This is a genomic window from Leisingera sp. S132, assembly GCF_025144465.1.
In the GTDB taxonomy this organism is placed as follows: Bacteria; Pseudomonadota; Alphaproteobacteria; order Rhodobacterales; family Rhodobacteraceae; genus Leisingera.
This window is the reverse complement of sequence record NZ_CP083553.1, coordinates 2,659,310-2,674,120: the sequence shown is the minus strand read 5'-3', so window position 1 is coordinate 2,674,120 and position 14,811 is coordinate 2,659,310. Positions and strand designations below refer to the sequence as shown.

Here is a 14,811-nt window from a genome sequence, read left to right as displayed (position 1 = left end):
CTCAGTCGTCGCCATGGCTCCAGCTCGACCACGGGCTGTCGGCGCTTTGCGGCCGGTAGCGGCGGTCGTAGTCGGTGGAATAGAGGCAGCTTTCGTCAAAGCCCTCACCTTTCAGCACCGGCCCCACCAGGATCAGTGCGGTGCGGGAGATCTTCTCGTCCAGCGACTCTTTCAGCGTTTCCAAAGTGGCGCGGATGATCTGCTGGTCCGGCCAGCTGGCGCGGTAGACCACGGCCACCGGGCAGTCGGCGCCGTAATGCGGCGTCAGGCTGTCGACCACATGGTCCAGGTTGCCGATCGACAGGTGAATGGCCAGCGTGGTGCCGGTTTTGGCGAAATTCTCCAGCGACTCGCCTGCAGGCATCGAGGAGGCACGCCCCGGCGTGCGGGTCAGCACCACCGACTGGCCAAGGCCGGGCAGGGTCAGCTCGGTGCCAAGCGCGGCAGCGGCAGCAGCAAAGGACGGCACGCCCGGGGTGACACTGACCGGAATGCCCTCAGCCTTCAGCCGGCGGATCTGCTCGCCCATCGCCGACCACACCGACAGATCGCCGGAATGCAGCCGCGCCACGTCCTGGCCCGCCTCATGCGCCGCCTTGATTTCTGCCACGATGGCATCCAGGTCCATCGCCGCGGTGTTCACGATTTTCGCGTCCGCCGGGCAGTGGCTCAGGATCTCCTCCGGCACCAGCGAACCCGCGTAGAGGCACACCGGGCAGGCGGCGATGATGTCGCGCCCGCGCAGGGTCAGAAGGTCGGCGGCGCCCGGTCCGGCGCCAATGAAGTGAACGGTCATGGCTCAAGTCTTTCTGCTATGGCCGCGGTGGCAAGCCCATCCGCGGTGACAACTCTGGGGGCGAGAAGGCGCGATCTTGCGCCCTCCACCCCGTGGCGCGCCCCGGCCAGCGCCGCGGCTTCCGCCAGCGACCCGGTGCCGAACCGCGCCTTGATCCTTGGCGAGCAGGTCAAGGTCTGCTCCCCGGCAATATCCTGATGTTCAAGCGCAATCACCGGCAGGCCGATGCTGCGCGCAAACTCCTGCATGGCGGGCGCCCCGGCCTTCTCCTCGATGGAGGCCAGCGCATCCACCTGCGCGCCGGTCAGCGCCAGCGCCGCCTGCAAATCCGCCGCCGTGGCGCGCTCACGAAACCCGATGCCTGCCACCTTCATCGCGTGACACTCCATTGTATGACGGGCCGCGCCCGGCGCCAGTCTCGCATCGACCCCAGCGGCCCGGCCTCGGCGATCTCCGCTTTCAAGAGATGCCCGCCGCGGTCCGCATGGGCCTGCATCAAGAGGGTTTCGGTTTCCAGCGTGACGCCATTGGCAACCAGCCGGGTGCCTGCGGGCAAGATGTCCCACAGATGATCCAGCAGCGCCTGCGAGCCGCCGCCGCCGATGAACACGCAGTCGGGCATCTCAAATCCGTCCAGCACCTCCGGCGCCTTGCCCAGCACCGGCTTCATCCGGTGGTCCAGGCCAAAGGCGGAGGCATTGGCCCGGATGTTCTCCAGCCGGCTCTCGCGCGGCTCAAAGGTAACGGCCCGTGCGCCGGGGGCGGCGAGGCACCACTCCACCGAGACCGAGCCGGAGCCGCCGCCGATGTCCCACAGCAGCTCACCTGCGCGCGGGGCCAGCGCCGACAGGGTCAGCGCCCGAATGGGGCGTTTGGTGATCTGCCCGTCACTGGCAAAGAGATCATCCGCCAGCCCCGACGCCTGCGGCAGCCCGGGCCGCATGGCCTCGATGGCCATAAGGACCGGCGCTTCTGCCTGCGGCAGATCCCAGGCTTCGGCTGTTGCTTGGCGCAGCCGTTGCCTTGGCCCGCCCAGCCGTTCCATCACATGAAGCCGCGCGTCGGGCTGGCCGTTTGCAGCCAGCCATTGCGCCAGCTCCGCCGGTGCCTTGCCATCGCGCAGGGTGCAGATCACCCGCACGCCCCGGCCCAGCAGCGGCAGCAGCCGGGCGTAAGGTGCGGCATGAAGGCCAAGGCACAGAACCTCCTCCAGCTTCCAGCCCAGCCGGTTGGCGGCCAGCGCAAAACAGGATGGTACCGGGTGCGACAGCCATTCACCCGCCTCCAGATCCCGCATCAGCGAGCCGCCGGCGCCATGCCAGAACGGATCGCCGGAGGCGAGCACAGCGACTTTGCGCCCGCGCATCGCCAGCACTGGCCCGGTTGAAAACGGCACCGGCCAGGGCTGACCCTTGCTGCCGGCCTCCACCAGCTCCAGATGCCGCGGGCCGCCAAAGATCACCTCGGCCTGCTCCAGCGCCTTCCGGCTTGCATCGCTTAAGGAATCCAGTCCATTTTCGCACAGACCAACGATTGTGAGCCAGTGCTGTGAAAGGCCATCAGACATGACACGCATCCTTCTGCTGGGCGGCACCACCGAGGCCTCGCAATTGGCCAAAACCCTTGCGGAAACTGGCGCGGATGCAGTGTTTTCCTACGCGGGCCGCACAGCCAAACCGGTCAACCAGCCGCTGCCCACCCGCATTGGCGGCTTTGGTGGCGTGGAGGGGCTGGCGGCATACCTTCAGGCCGAAAACATCACCCATGTGGTCGACGCGACCCACCCGTTCGCGGCGCAGATGAGCACCAATGCGGTGCACGCCTGCGAAGCGGCGGGCGTGCCGCTCTGTGCCTTTGAGCGCCCGGCCTGGCAGGCGGGGGAGGGCGACCGGTGGGTTCACACGGACAGCATCGAAGGCGCGGTAAATGCTCTGTCCGAAGCCCCTGCAAGGGTGTTTTTGGCAATCGGCAAGCAGAACCTCAGCCAATTCGCCGCCAAGCACCAGCACCACTATCTGCTGCGGCTGGTGGACGAACCCGAGGCAGACTTGCCGCTGCCGCACACCACGGTGGAGATTGCCCGCGGGCCGTTTGACGTGGCGGGCGACACAGATCTGATGCAGCGCCACGCCATCACCCATATCGTGGCCAAGAACGCCGGCGGTGCAGGCGCAGCCGCCAAACTCACCGCCGCGCGCACCCTCGGCCTGCCAGTCATCATGATCGGCAGACCCGAGGTGCCTCAGCGGCCCGTATTGGGCAGCGTGGCAGAGGTTATGGCCTGGCTGTTGCATTCCGCCGCTTAACCCTCAGCCGCGTAGCGGGGGGTATAAACGTAATGGCCCACCCGCCGCGTGTCGCGGTTGCCGACAATAACCACCGTGCGCATGTCGGCCATCTCGGGCGTTGCGTCCTTCAGCGGCACGGTCAGCAGCTCCTGTCCCGGCTTGGTCACGTCGCGGGCAAAGGTGATCAGCGTCTCCGCACCGCAGGCCTCGCGCAGGATCTCCAGCGCGCGGGCAAACTGATGCGGTCGCGACTTGGAACGCGGGTTGTAGAACGCCATCGCCAGACCTGCCTCGCCAACCAGTTGCAGGCGTTTTTCAATGAGGCTCCAGGGCTTCAGATTGTCGCTGAGGTTGATGGCGGCAAAGTCATGCCCCAAGGGTGCGCCGATGGCAGCAGCGGCGGCCAGCATGGCGGTGATGCCGGGCAGCACCTTGATCTCCAGATCCAGCCACTCCGGGTTGCTTTCGGCGTTGTTCTCCAGCGCCTCAAACACAGCAGAGGCCATGGCGAACACCCCCGGATCACCGGAGGAGACAACGACAACCCGCTTACCCGCGGCGGCCATTTCAAGCGCGTGCGTGGCGCGGTCCACCTCGACCCGGTTGTCGGTGGCATGCAGCGTCAGCCCCTCGCGCGGCGCGACCCGGTTGACGTAGGGGATATAGCCAACGATATCGGTGGCCTCGCTGATGGCGTCGCGGACCTCCTGTGTTACCAGCGCCTCGTTGCCCGGGCCAAGCCCCGCAATCACCACCCAGCCGTTTTGCGATAGTTTCATGGCCGGCGCCCCTGTCCGTGAACCAAGACGATAGAGAAGTAAGGCACCTCGCCCGTGATCTCCGACAGCTTCTGCACTGTCTGGCCGGGCATGGTGCCGCGTTCGACCAGCCAGGCGTCATCTGCGCGGCCCGCCCGCTCCAGCGCGCGGCGCAGCTTGGGCAAGTTGCGGCCGATTTTCATGACGACCAGCGCGTCCGTTTCTGCGGCGCGTTTCGCCAGCTCATCCTCGCTGAGCGTCGCCATCGCCACGGTCAGCACGTCGTCCCCCCAGGTAATCGGCTGGCCCGAAGCGGTCCAGCAGCCGGACATGCCGGTGATGCCGGGCACGATCTCCTGCGCGGCGCGGCCCTGCAGGCGGGTATAGAGATGCATGTAGGAGCCGTAAAGGAACGGGTCGCCCTCACACAGCACCACAACGTCTTCGTCCTGCGCGATCTCGGCCAGGGTATCGGCCCATTGGTCATAGAACGCTGCCAGCACCCGGTTGTATTCGGGGTCTGAGAAATGGATCTCGGTCGTCACCGGATATTCCATAGCGTGTTCGGTAACGCCGTCTGCCAGCATGCCTTCGACAATGGCGCGGGCCTGGCCCTGGCGGCCGGCCTTGCGGAAATAGGCAATGTGGCGCGCGTTTGAGATCAGCCGGTGCGAGCGCACGCTCATCAGGTCGGGATCACCGGGGCCAAGCCCTGCGCAGATGACTTTGCCCATTGTTATTCTTTCCAGCTTGCCAGCGCGTTCACCGCCGCGACGGTGATGGCGGAGCCGCCCAGGCGGCCCTTCACGATCATCGAGGGCACGGGGAGGTCTTCCATCAGTGCTTCCTTGGATTCCATCGCGCCGACAAAACCCACCGGGCAGCCGATGATGGCGGCGGGGCGGGGGCAGGACGGGTCCATCAGCATGTTCAGAAGGTGGAACAAGGCGGTGGGCGCGTTGCCGATGGCCACCACAGCGCCTTCCAGTTTCGGGCGCCACAGCTCCAGCGCGGCGGCGGATCGGGTGTTGGACATTTCCTTGGCCAGCTCCGGCACCTTGGGGTCGCGCAGGGTGCAGATCACCTCGTTGTCCGCAGGCAGGCGCGGTCGGGTGATGCCTTCGGACACCATATAGGCGTCACACAGGATCGGCGCGCCCTTTGCCAGCGCTGCGCGGGCGGTTTCGGCCATGCCTTCGGAGAAGCGCACGTGCTCTTCCAGGCCCACCATGCCGGCGGCGTGGATCATGCGCACGACAACGCTTTCCTCGTCCTTGCTGAAGCGTGCCAGATCGGCTTCGCGGCGGATGGTGGCAAAGCTCTCGGCATAGATTGCGGCGCCATTGGTTTCATAGGTGTGGAGCATGTCAGCTGCCCTCTTTCAGAAGTTCGGGAGCGGCGCGCAAAGCGTCGGCGCTCAGGCGGGTCTTTAGCGGCTCATCCGCGGCAGTGCCATTGCGGATCAGGGAGAATTCGTTTTTGCCGGTCGCGGTCAGGGTCAGCGGTGCGGTGCCCGGGCTGGCGCAGCCCTTGGCGCAGCCGGACACATGCAGCTTGGTCCTGGCGGGGACATGCGGCGCCAGGTCCCGCGCCAGATCGCGGGTGGCGGAAAGCGCCTGCAGGCAGCCGGGCGCGCCGGTGCAGGCGATGACTTGCAGGCGCGGATCCGTTGCATCCTGGATCAGGCCGGGCAGCGGCGGCAGGCTGGCCGCGCCCTCCACCAGCAGCATCCGCCAGGGTGTCAGACGGACGGACCCATGATCTGCCAGCTGCGCGAGCGTCCCGGCGGGCATCTGGCCGAACTCCAAAGCGGCAAGTGTCCCCGCGGGGACAGGTCCGGGTTTTGCGGTGAAGCCCGCGCTTGCCGACGGTGCGGCATGCGCTGCCGGCGGCCCGCGGCGCGCGATGAGACGGTGCATCCTGCCGCGCCCGTCCGGCGCGCCGCCCTGTTCCAGGAAGCAGCGGGCCAGAGCGAGGGCTTCGAGCACGGCGGAGCCACGTGTGACGGGCTTGCCGGTCTCAGAACCGTCCGCGCGCAGGATCAGGGTGCTGCCAGAGCGTTCGATTCGGATGTCGGCGGCGGTGTCCTGCAGCACCGGAGCATCCCCGCAGTCGACGGCGAAACCGAACTTACCGGGCAGGGTGAGGTCTGCCGCGGCCGTCAGTGCCGCGCTCAGGTCCGTGGCGATGGCGTGGGTGTCGTCGCCCGCAGCCCAGAACGGCGTGAGCAGGACGTTGCGGCGGGCCTCGGCGCTTGCGTCGGGGTCGATCAGGCCCAGATCGCGCAAGGCTTTGATCAGCTCTGCATGGGCCTCTTCGCGGATGCCGCGCATCTGCAGGTTGGCGCGGGCGGAGATATCCAGCAGGCCGTTGCCAAACTCTTCAGAAAGTCTTGCCACACCGCGCGCCTGGTTAACGGACAGTTTACCAAGCGGCGCGCGCACCCGCACCACCAGCCCGTCGCCGGACATCATCGGGCGCAGGGCGCCGGGGCACCAGCCGTAGACTGTGGGCTCAGCGGCGGCACTCATGCGGCGCCCTCCAATTCGGCCATGATCGAGTTGCGCCGCGTGCTCCAGAGGCCTGCGTCGAACAGGGCGCGGAAGCGGTCACGCATGGCCTGCAGGGCGTCGGGGTTTTCGCGCTCCATGAACGCCACCAGATCATCGCGGCCCAGGGTGGCCTCAAAATAGAGGTCAAACAGATGCGGCTGCACCACCTGCGCCAGATGCGCAAAGGCGGCCATGTGATCGAGCGTGGCGGCGATCTCGGCAGCGCCGCGGAAGCCGTGGTTCATCATTGAGGTGGCCCAGTCCGGGTTGGCGGCGCGGGCGCGGGTGACGCGGGCGATTTCCTCGCCTAAGGAGCGCGCCTGCGGCTTGTCGGGCCGGGTGGCGTCGAGGTGGTAGAGCGCTGGGGCGGCTTGGCCGATGCGCGCCATGGCGGCGGCAAAACCCGCTTCATGGGCGGCATAGTCCGAGGCGACCAGCAGGTCGGTTTCCGGCAGGTCCTGCAGGTGCACGAAGCTGTCGGCGCCCTGCAGGCGGGTTTCCAGCGCCTCGCGGGCGTCGCTGATCTCTCCCTTGGCGTCGATGGCATGAGAGGAGGCGTTGAGCCAGGCCTCGCCTGCTGCCGCGCGCGCTGCGTCGGTGTAGTCGTCCAGATGGGGGTTCATCGACAGGCCGTACTGGCCTGGCTTGGGTCCAAAGACGCGAGGTGTTTCAGTGAGATAGGGGTTGTCGGCCTGGGCCTCCTCGCGCGCGGCCAGTGCGGCGGCGGCGGACTCAAACATCTGGGCAAGGCCGGGGAACACATCGCGGAACAACCCGGACACGCGTAAGGTGACGTCGATGCGCGGGCGGTTCAGCATCAAAAGCGGCAGCACCTCGAAGCCGGAGACGCGCTCGGAGCCTTCATCCCACTTGGGCGCCAGCCCTGCAAGATGCAGCGCCATGGCGAATTCTTCGCCCGCGGTGCGCATGGTGGCAGAACCCCAGAGGTCGATCACCAGCCCCTTGGGCCAGTCGCCATGGTCCTGAAGGTGGCGGCGCAGCAGCTCTTCCGCCAGTTTGACCCCTTGGGCATGCGCCGCACGCGACGGCACCGCCCGCGGGTCGGTGGTAAAGAGGTTGCGCCCGGTCGGGATCACATCGGCGCGGCCGCGGAACGGCGAGCCGGAGGGGCCGGGGGTGACGATCCTGCCGCCCAGCGCGGTGATCAGCCCGGCGCGTTCCTCTGCTCCGCATTGGCCGGTGCCGAAGATGTGCAGCCCCTCGCCGTACTGGCTTTCCTTGATGTCGCAGACAAAGGCGTCGATGCGGGTGATCGCCTCAGCCGGGGAGGTATTGGGGGTGAGGCCCAGGTCGGCCTCCACGCCGGTTCCCTGCGCCTCGGCTCGGATGTCATTGATCAGCCGGTCGCGGCGGGCAGGATCCAGGCCGTCGGCGGTGGAATATTCGTCCAGCAGGCTTTCCAGCCGCGCCATGCCTTCGGGCAGGCTGGTCTGTGCCAGTGGCGGCGGCAGGTGGCCGATGGTGACGGCGCCGATACGGCGCTTGGCCTGGGCGGCCTCGCCGGGATCGTTGACGATGAAGGGGTAGGCGACCGGCAACGGGCCGGTCAGTACCTCGGGCCAGCAGGCACCCGACAGCGCCACGGCCTTGCCCGGAAGCCATTCCAGCGTGCCATGGGCGCCAATGTGAACAAGGGCGTCACACTGGTTCTGCAGCCACAGGTAAAACGCCACATAGGCGTGGCGCGGGGTGCGGTCGAGATCGTGGTAGTCGTCGACCCGGGTTTTCACCTCGCCGCGCTCGGGCTGCAGCGCGATCAGGGCGTTGCCTGCGCGCAAGGCTTTGAAGTGAAAGGCGCCATCGCGGCAGTCAAGATCTTCTTCCGGTGTGCCCCAGGCCTCGGCCAATGTGTCCTGCAGGTCCTGCGGTAAGGTGGCGAGAGTGGCTTTGTACTCTGTGAGCGGGACGCTCAGCGTTTCCTCCATCAGCCGCAGTCCGGAGTTTTCCTGCGGCTCAACGGAATAGCCCTGATCCCAGAGCGCGCGCAGGATTTCATCGCAGGAGGCCAGTGCGTCCAGCCCTACGGCATGAGCGAGGTTGTGATCTTTCCCGGGATAGGTGGAGAGGATCAGGGCAAGGCGCTTGTCCGCATTCGGCAGTTTGGCGAGGCGCAGCCAGCCCTCGACGCGGTCGACGGCGGATTTGATGCGGTTCGCGTCGGCGCGGTGGGCAAAGCGGGAATACTGCAGGTCCGGGTCTTTCTTGCCCGGCGACTTGAAGCTGACAACGCCTGCGAAGATGCGCCCGTCAACCTCGGGCAGGACGACATGCATGGCGAGGTCGGCGGGCGAGAGGCCGCGATCGGCCTCGGCCCAGTCTTTTTTGCGCGCGGTGGAGAGGGCGACCTGGAACACCGGGCAGCCGGTGGTGCTGAGCGGCGAGGCGCTGCCGTCGGTGCCTTGGGCGGAAAAGGCGGTGGCGTTGATAATGGCCGCCGGGTTCAGTTCAGGCAGTTTTTGGCGCAGCCAGTCCGCAGCGGCGGACGCCTTGAGGCTGGCAGCAAAGGTGCCATAGGCCGCGTAGCCGCGGGCGCGCAGTTCCGCGATCAGCGCATCTACCGGGGCAGTGTCGGCGGCGGTGAGGTAGGAGCGGTAGAAGCTTACCAGCACCAGCGGCTGGTCCTGCGGCGGCAGCTCCGCGAGCACGCCCTTGGCCGGGTCATAGAAGCCGTGCTCGGGCATGGACTTGAGGCCGAGCACGGGCCCCGCGTAAAGCCCTGCTGCCAGCGACAGCTGGGCAAGTGCTGCCTGGGCGGCAACGGCACCGCCGGCATCGCACAGGGATTGCAGGCGGCGCAGGGTGGAGACGGGCAGGGTGGAGAGCTCATCGAGCCGCGCATCCTCGCGGCCGTCGGCGGGCAGGATCGCCAGCGCGATGCCCTTGCGGCGGGCCAGGTCCTGAAGAGTGGCAAGGCCGTAGGACCAGTAGCTTTCGCCACCGATCAGACGGACGAGGACGCCCTTGGCGCCCTCCAATGTCTGTTCCGCGTAGACGTCGACCGACAAGGGGTGCTTCAGCGCGACCAGGTTGGCGAGGCGCAGGGAGGGCAGTTTGCCGTCTGCGCGGTGCCAGCCTGCGGCAAAAGCGCCGAGGTCGCTGTCGGAGAAGGACAGCACCACAAGATCCGCAGGCGTCTGCCCGAGGTCCTGCGGGGTGTCGGTCTCGTCAAGGCCGTGGCTTTCGCGGAAGACGACGTGCATTAATTTCTGCCTTTCCCGGCCTTCGAAATGGAGTCCCGGGGCGAAAGCCCCGGATCGCGCCCGACCCGCCCCCATGGGCGGGCGCGATTGCGCCCACCCCGGGACGGGCGCGATCCTTTCCGCTCATGAAGTTTACGGGTCGGAAGCATAGCTTACGCTCCCAGCTCGGCGCGGATGGCCTGTTCGTCGATGTCGTCATGCTCGGCGATGACCACCAGGGCGGTCTTGCGCGGCTGCGCGCCCCAGGGCTGATCGTACTGGGCGCGCAGGCGCTCGCCCACGGCCTGAACCAGCATCCGCATTGGTTTCCCCTCCACTGCGACATAGCCTTTGACGCGCAGGATGTTGCGCTCGCGGGCGAGTTTCACGATGGCATTCTGCAACGCTTCCGGATCGGAGACTTCGCCCATTTCGACAACGATGCTTTCAAAATCGTCATGCTCGTGGTCGTGGTGGCCGTCATGGTGGCTGGGGCGGGCGTCCAGATCGTCCTCAGCAGCCGCACCCAAGCCCAGGATGATGCGCGGGTCGATCACGCCCTCGCTCATCGGAAGGATCGGCAGCTTGCGGGGTGCCTCGGCCTCGATCACCGCGCGGGCCTTCTCGATGCCTTCCTCGCCGGCCAGATCGGCCTTGGAAAGAAGTACGATGTCGGCGCAGGAGATCTGGTCCTCGAACACTTCGCTGAGCGGGGTTTCGTGGTCGATGCTGTCATCCGCCTCGCGCTGGGCTTGCACGGCGTCCAGATCGGGAGCGAACTGGCCCTTGGCAACCGCCTCGGCATCGGCCAGCGCAATCACGCCGTCGACGGTGATGCGGGAGCGGATGGCGGGCCAGTCAAACGCCTTCAGGAGCGGCTTGGGCAGCGCCAGGCCGGAGGTTTCGATCACGATGTGATCCGGCTTCTCCGGCAGCTCCATCAGCTGTTCGATGGTGGGGATGAAGTCATCGGCCACGGTGCAGCAGATGCAGCCGTTCGCCAGCTCCATGATGTTTTCCGCCGGGCAGTTCTCATCAGCGCAGGATTTCAGGATGTCGCCGTCAACGCCGGCGGTGCCGAATTCATTGACCACCACCGCCAGGCGCTTGCCCTGCGGGTTCTGCATCAGGTGGCGGATCAGGGTGGTCTTGCCCGCACCGAGGAAGCCGGTGATGACGGTGACGGGGATCTTGTTGAGGTCGCTCATGTTTACTCCTCGGAGAAGAACTTGGCCGGCGGGATGCGGGCAACGGATTGCTTGCGGAAGGTTTGCGGGCGTTCGCGCCACGGCACGACGCCGTCTGCAGTGGCGGCATAGGCGGCGGCGCCTTCCAGGATTTCGGGGACGTGCTGGTCCGGGTCGAGGTCGCCATAGACATAGGTCCAGCGCTCTTCGCCGCCGACCAGGGCAACAGCACAGCCGCGTTTGCAGGAGGACAGGCATTCCACGCCCCGCAGGCGGACGCCTTCGGGCATCCCGGCCTCTTCCAGCGCGGCGTGCAGAATGGCGCCGGGGCGGGCTGCCTCCGGGTCAGTGCCTTCGCGGCGGCAGGTAAGGCATACGGTCAGCGTGACCGGTCCCGGGTTTCTGGCAGTTTTGCCTGCCCTATCGTCAGCCATCAGTGCGTCTCCTGTCGCGGCAGGGCGTGCGGGATGGCCAGAAAGGTGCTGTCTCAAACCAGCCCCTCACCCGGTCGCAGAACACCCCGTCTGCCCGTTGATCTCGTCGTCGCTGGCAGGTCTCCCGGCTTGCGGATGCCAAGGCGCGGGGCCTTGCCGGCCATCCTGCCTTCCCGGGGTGTTTTCCCAGTGGCATGGCGGCCTCATCCGGTCACGGTCGCGGGGGCGGCTGTGCTTGAGCCTTGGCAAGGCCTTCACATTCCCTCTTCGCCTGTTTTCACAGGAACCAGCTGAACCCCCTTGCGCTATGGCGGGCTTCTTTGTCAAGACATGGGGTCAAACAGCTGGAGAGCCCCCATGAGCGAAAAGTCTGAAACCGGCATTTCAGAAGAAGAAGCCGCCCGCCACGCATCGAAAATGGCGAAGAAAAAGGCCGCGCGCGACCGGATGATGAAGACGAAGGAGGGCGAGAAGGGCCTGATCATCGTTCACACCGGACCGGGCAAGGGCAAATCCTCCTCGGGCTTTGGCATGATCATGCGCTGCATTGCCCATGGGATGCCGTCTGCCGTGGTGCAGTTCATCAAGGGCGCCTGGCAGACCGGTGAGCGCACCCTGATCGAGGAGAACTTCAGCGATCTCTGCCAGTTCTATGCGATGGGCGAGGGCTTTACCTGGGAGACCCAGGACAAGGCCCGCGATATCGCAGCCGCCCAGAAGGGCTGGGAGAAAGCCAAGGAGATGATCCTGGACGAGAGGAACACCATGGTGCTGCTCGACGAGATCAACATTGCGCTGCGGTATGAGTATCTGGATCTGGAGGAAGTGCTGGAGTTCCTGGTGGAGCAAAAGCCGCCGATGACCCATGTGGTGCTAACGGGGCGCAACGCCAAGGAGGAGCTGATCGAGATCGCTGATCTGGTGACCGAGATGGGGCAGATCAAGCACCCGTTCCGCGCCGGCGTGAAGGCGCAGAAGGGCGTCGAGTTTTAAGACCCTTTCTGAATGTCCCGCCCGGCCGATAGGCCGGGCCGCGCCAACCCGCCCCGTCAAACCAAAGGTTTGCCTCCGGCTAAACGGGGCGGCGCGACTGCGCCTCCCCTCGGGTTGGCCCGTCCCTCAGCTCTATGCGGCGAGCTGTGCAGCTTTGCCATGGATATAGGCATCCACCGCTGCGTGCTGGGTTTCATCCAGCCGCAGGCCCAGCTTGGTGCGCCGCCACAGGTAATCGTCGCCTGCACGCACCCATTCCCGGGCAATCGCCCAGTCGAGTTCACGCTCAGTGATGGTGGCGCCAAAATCCTGGCCCAGATCGCCGGCGGATTTGGCCTCGCCCAGCACCTCCCAGGCCTCGGTGCCGTAGGCGCGGATCAGGCGGCGGGTCCAGTAGGGCGAAAGGAACGGATAGTCCGCCGCCAGTTTGGCGCGCAGCGTTTCCACATCGGCTACAGCGAAATCGCCTCCGGGCAGGGCCACGCCTGCGGTCCAGTCCGCGGGCAGCTGGGGGAAAACCTCGCCGATTTTGGCCAGTGCCGCCTCCGCCAGCTTGCGGTAGGTGGTGATCTTGCCGCCAAAGACATTCAAGAGCGGCGCCTGCGCGCGGTCCAGTGTCAGCACATATTCGCGGGTGGCCGCGGTGGCGGAGCTGGCGCCATCATCATAAAGCGGGCGCACGCCGGAATAGGTCCAGACGATATCCTCTCGTGCAAGCGGCTGATTGAAGTATCCGGATGCGAAATCAATCAGATAGTCCTGCTCGGCCGCGGTGCATTCGGGCGCGGTGTCCGGGTTTGGGTGGTCGGCATCGGTGGTGCCGATCAGGGTGAAATCCTCCTCGTAGGGAATGGCGAAGATGATCCGTCCGTCGGTGCCTTGGAAGAAATAGCAGCGGCCGTGATCAAACAGTTTCGGCACCACGATATGGCTGCCGCGCACCAGGCGGACGTTTTCGCGGCTGTTCTGGCCCAGCTTCTGGTGCAGCACGTCGGCAACCCAGGGGCCGCCCGCGTTGACCAGCATTTTCGCGCGGCGCTGATGGGTGTCGCCGCTGGCCTGATCCTGCAGAGTGATCACCCAGTGATCCGCGTGGCGTTCGGCGGACAGCACCTTGGTCCGGGTCAGGATCTCGGCGCCGCGGGTTTCGGCGTCGCGGGCATTCAGCACCACCAGGCGGGCGTCCTCGATCCAGCAGTCGGAATACTCGAACGCGGTTTTGAACTTGTCCTTCAGCGGGCGGCCGGCCGGGTCGGCGGCCAGGTCCAGCTTGGCGGTGCCGGGCAGGATACTGCGTTTGCCAAGCGAGTCGTAGAAGAACAGCCCCAGACGGATCAGCCAGGCCGGGCGGCGGCCCTTCATCCAGGGCATGAAGGTCGTCAGCAGTTTCGACGTCGGCGTCTCGCTGTCGAACCGCATGTCCTTGTGGAACGGCAGCACGAACCGCATCGGCCAGGAGATATGCGGCATCGCTTTCAGGAGCACTTCGCGCTCGATCAGCGCTTCGCGCACCAGGCGGAACTCAAAATATTCGAGATAGCGCAAGCCGCCGTGGAACAGCTTGGTGGATGCGGAGGAGGTGGCCGAGGCCAGGTCGTTCATCTCTGCCAGCGTCACCGACAAGCCGCGGCCGGCCGCATCGCGGGCGATGCCGCAGCCGTTGATGCCGCCGCCGATGATGAAAAGGTCCGTTACAGGCGTGTCAGTCATTTTCGCTGCTTTCGTTTTGTCCTGCGGTCAGGATGCGGGTGCCGGCCGCCTGTGCGGCCTCGGCAAATTCTGCGGGAACCGGGCGGTCGGTGATCACCACGTCCAGATCCGACACATCGCAGATCCGCACGGGGGCGGAGCGGTCGAACTTGCTGCCGTCACAGACCAGAACTTTCTGACGCGCGTTTTTCAGGATTGCGCGGGCGACCGAAACCTCGCGCGCGTCGTGGTCCATCACCGCGCCGTCGGTGTCCAGCGCGGAGGCGCCAATGATGGCGAAATCCACCTTGTAGCGGGCGAAGAAACCGACGGCGTCCTCACCGACGATGGCGCCGTCGCTTTGCCGCACGGTGCCGCCGGCCAGGATCAGTTCCTTGGCCTGTCCGCCCATCATCATGTTGATAATGTTTATGTTGTTGGACATCACCGTCAGGCCGCTGTGGCCGGACAGCGCCCGGGCAACCTGTTCAGTGGAGGTGCCGATGTTGAGAGAAAGCGAGCAGTTGTCGGGGATCAGCTCAGCTGCCAGGGCGGCCATCGCCAGCTTGTTGCCGGCGTTCAGCTTGCGCCGGTCCTCGTAGCCCTGGCTGGCGGCGGAGCTGACGCGGACCGCGCCCCCATGCACGCGGGACAGCGCGCCCCGGGCCGACAGGTCGCGCAGGTCCGCGCGCACGGTCTGCAGGGACACGCCGAAGCGGCGGGAGAGATCCTCGACCTCGACCCGGTCCTGACGGTTCAGGAGGGAGATGATTTCGTTCTGACGGCTGGCGGCATCCATCTGCTTTCCTTTCGCTGCGATTCTGTAGCGCATCGCGTCAAAGGAGTCACCATATGTTTTCGGTTTGGTTTCGATTTCCGCGCAAACGAATGGGCGCGCCATTTCTGACGCGCCC

14 protein-coding genes and 1 riboswitch are annotated in these 14,811 nt (G+C 66.2%); of the genes, 2 read left to right on the top strand and 12 right to left on the bottom strand.

The genetic code is table 11. The annotated features are described in order from the left end of the window. Position 1: 1 nt before the first annotated feature. From cobM to cbiE, 3 genes are read right to left on the bottom strand one after another with little or no spacing between them, the layout of a single operon-like run. Positions 2-796, bottom strand: a complete 795-nt coding sequence (gene cobM, locus K3725_RS13280) for a precorrin-4 C(11)-methyltransferase (protein ID WP_260015792.1) — start codon at positions 794-796, stop codon at positions 2-4. Then, positions 793-1,170: a cobalamin biosynthesis protein gene (locus tag K3725_RS13275; protein ID WP_260018610.1), complete on the bottom strand. Its 378-nt coding sequence runs from the start codon at positions 1,168-1,170 to the stop codon at positions 793-795. Before K3725_RS13275 ends, cobM begins: the two co-directional genes overlap by 4 nt. Continuing rightward, a complete protein-coding gene (gene cbiE / locus K3725_RS13270; protein ID WP_260015791.1) occupies positions 1,167-2,363 on the bottom strand; it encodes a precorrin-6y C5,15-methyltransferase (decarboxylating) subunit CbiE in 1,197 nt (398 codons plus the stop codon). The genes K3725_RS13275 and cbiE overlap by 4 nt, the downstream gene beginning before the upstream one ends. Here cbiE and K3725_RS13265 point away from each other — a divergent pair. Further along, positions 2,362-3,102 carry a cobalt-precorrin-6A reductase gene (locus tag K3725_RS13265; RefSeq protein WP_260015790.1) on the top strand — a complete coding sequence of 247 codons (741 nt, stop codon included), beginning with the start codon at positions 2,362-2,364 and terminating at the stop codon, positions 3,100-3,102. The two genes, cbiE and K3725_RS13265, sit on opposite strands and share 2 nt — an antisense overlap. Here K3725_RS13265 and cobJ read toward each other — a convergent pair. The 7 genes from cobJ to K3725_RS13230 form a co-directional block, all read right to left on the bottom strand. Then, positions 3,099-3,863, bottom strand: coding sequence for a precorrin-3B C(17)-methyltransferase (cobJ, locus tag K3725_RS13260; protein ID WP_260015789.1), 765 nt, complete (start codon positions 3,861-3,863; stop codon positions 3,099-3,101). The two genes, K3725_RS13265 and cobJ, sit on opposite strands and share 4 nt — an antisense overlap. After that, positions 3,860-4,576: a precorrin-2 C(20)-methyltransferase gene (locus K3725_RS13255; RefSeq protein WP_260015788.1), complete on the bottom strand. Its 717-nt coding sequence runs from the start codon at positions 4,574-4,576 to the stop codon at positions 3,860-3,862. The genes cobJ and K3725_RS13255 overlap by 4 nt, the downstream gene beginning before the upstream one ends. Before the next feature lie 2 nt (positions 4,577-4,578). Further along, a complete protein-coding gene (locus K3725_RS13250; protein ID WP_260015787.1) occupies positions 4,579-5,208 on the bottom strand; it encodes a precorrin-8X methylmutase in 630 nt (209 codons plus the stop codon). A 1-nt stretch (position 5,209) separates the two neighbouring features. Then, positions 5,210-6,373: a precorrin-3B synthase gene (gene cobG, locus K3725_RS13245; RefSeq protein WP_260015786.1), complete on the bottom strand. Its 1,164-nt coding sequence runs from the start codon at positions 6,371-6,373 to the stop codon at positions 5,210-5,212. After that, on the bottom strand, positions 6,370-9,615 hold the full coding sequence (gene cobN, locus K3725_RS13240; protein WP_260015785.1) for a cobaltochelatase subunit CobN: 3,246 nt from the start codon (positions 9,613-9,615) through the stop codon (positions 6,370-6,372). The genes cobG and cobN overlap by 4 nt, the downstream gene beginning before the upstream one ends. A gap of 152 nt (positions 9,616-9,767) precedes the next feature. Beyond that, positions 9,768-10,802 (bottom strand): cobalamin biosynthesis protein CobW, encoded by a 1,035-nt coding sequence (cobW, locus tag K3725_RS13235; protein ID WP_260015784.1) that lies wholly within the window; start codon positions 10,800-10,802, stop codon positions 9,768-9,770. 2 nt (positions 10,803-10,804) lie between these two features. Beyond that, positions 10,805-11,215: a DUF1636 domain-containing protein gene (locus tag K3725_RS13230; RefSeq protein ID WP_260015783.1), complete on the bottom strand. Its 411-nt coding sequence runs from the start codon at positions 11,213-11,215 to the stop codon at positions 10,805-10,807. A 96-nt stretch (positions 11,216-11,311) separates the two neighbouring features. Beyond that, positions 11,312-11,521, bottom strand: a riboswitch (cobalamin riboswitch). 51 nt (positions 11,522-11,572) lie between these two features. Here K3725_RS13230 and cobO point away from each other — a divergent pair. Then, positions 11,573-12,208, top strand: coding sequence for a cob(I)yrinic acid a,c-diamide adenosyltransferase (gene cobO / locus K3725_RS13225; RefSeq protein ID WP_039173313.1), 636 nt, complete (start codon positions 11,573-11,575; stop codon positions 12,206-12,208). A 132-nt stretch (positions 12,209-12,340) separates the two neighbouring features. On the opposite strand, the gene glpD is transcribed toward cobO, so the two are convergent. Continuing rightward, positions 12,341-13,918: a glycerol-3-phosphate dehydrogenase gene (glpD, locus tag K3725_RS13220; RefSeq protein ID WP_260015782.1), complete on the bottom strand. Its 1,578-nt coding sequence runs from the start codon at positions 13,916-13,918 to the stop codon at positions 12,341-12,343. Next, a complete protein-coding gene (locus tag K3725_RS13215; protein WP_260015781.1) occupies positions 13,911-14,696 on the bottom strand; it encodes a DeoR/GlpR family DNA-binding transcription regulator in 786 nt (261 codons plus the stop codon). The genes glpD and K3725_RS13215 overlap by 8 nt, the downstream gene beginning before the upstream one ends. Between the last annotated feature and the right edge of the window lie 115 nt (positions 14,697-14,811).

What these genes read in the sequence shown, in the direction of transcription:
- cobM (WP_260015792.1), bottom strand. Translation starts at nt 796, where the DNA reads ATGACCGTTCACTTCATTGGCGCCGGACCGGGCGCCGCCGACCTTCTG.
- K3725_RS13275 (WP_260018610.1), bottom strand. Translation starts at nt 1,170, where the DNA reads ATGAAGGTGGCAGGCATCGGGTTTCGTGAGCGCGCCACGGCGGCGGAT.
- K3725_RS13265 (WP_260015790.1), top strand. Translation starts at nt 2,362, where the DNA reads ATGACACGCATCCTTCTGCTGGGCGGCACCACCGAGGCCTCGCAATTG.
- cbiE (WP_260015791.1), bottom strand. Translation starts at nt 2,363, where the DNA reads ATGTCTGATGGCCTTTCACAGCACTGGCTCACAATCGTTGGTCTGTGC.
- cobJ (WP_260015789.1), bottom strand. Translation starts at nt 3,863, where the DNA reads ATGAAACTATCGCAAAACGGCTGGGTGGTGATTGCGGGGCTTGGCCCG.
- K3725_RS13255 (WP_260015788.1), bottom strand. Translation starts at nt 4,576, where the DNA reads ATGGGCAAAGTCATCTGCGCAGGGCTTGGCCCCGGTGATCCCGACCTG.
- K3725_RS13250 (WP_260015787.1), bottom strand. Translation starts at nt 5,208, where the DNA reads ATGCTCCACACCTATGAAACCAATGGCGCCGCAATCTATGCCGAGAGC.
- cobG (WP_260015786.1), bottom strand. Translation starts at nt 6,373, where the DNA reads ATGAGTGCCGCCGCTGAGCCCACAGTCTACGGCTGGTGCCCCGGCGCC.
- cobN (WP_260015785.1), bottom strand. Translation starts at nt 9,615, where the DNA reads ATGCACGTCGTCTTCCGCGAAAGCCACGGCCTTGACGAGACCGACACC.
- cobW (WP_260015784.1), bottom strand. Translation starts at nt 10,802, where the DNA reads ATGAGCGACCTCAACAAGATCCCCGTCACCGTCATCACCGGCTTCCTC.
- K3725_RS13230 (WP_260015783.1), bottom strand. Translation starts at nt 11,215, where the DNA reads ATGGCTGACGATAGGGCAGGCAAAACTGCCAGAAACCCGGGACCGGTC.
- cobO (WP_039173313.1), top strand. Translation starts at nt 11,573, where the DNA reads ATGAGCGAAAAGTCTGAAACCGGCATTTCAGAAGAAGAAGCCGCCCGC.
- glpD (WP_260015782.1), bottom strand. Translation starts at nt 13,918, where the DNA reads ATGACTGACACGCCTGTAACGGACCTTTTCATCATCGGCGGCGGCATC.
- K3725_RS13215 (WP_260015781.1), bottom strand. Translation starts at nt 14,696, where the DNA reads ATGGATGCCGCCAGCCGTCAGAACGAAATCATCTCCCTCCTGAACCGT.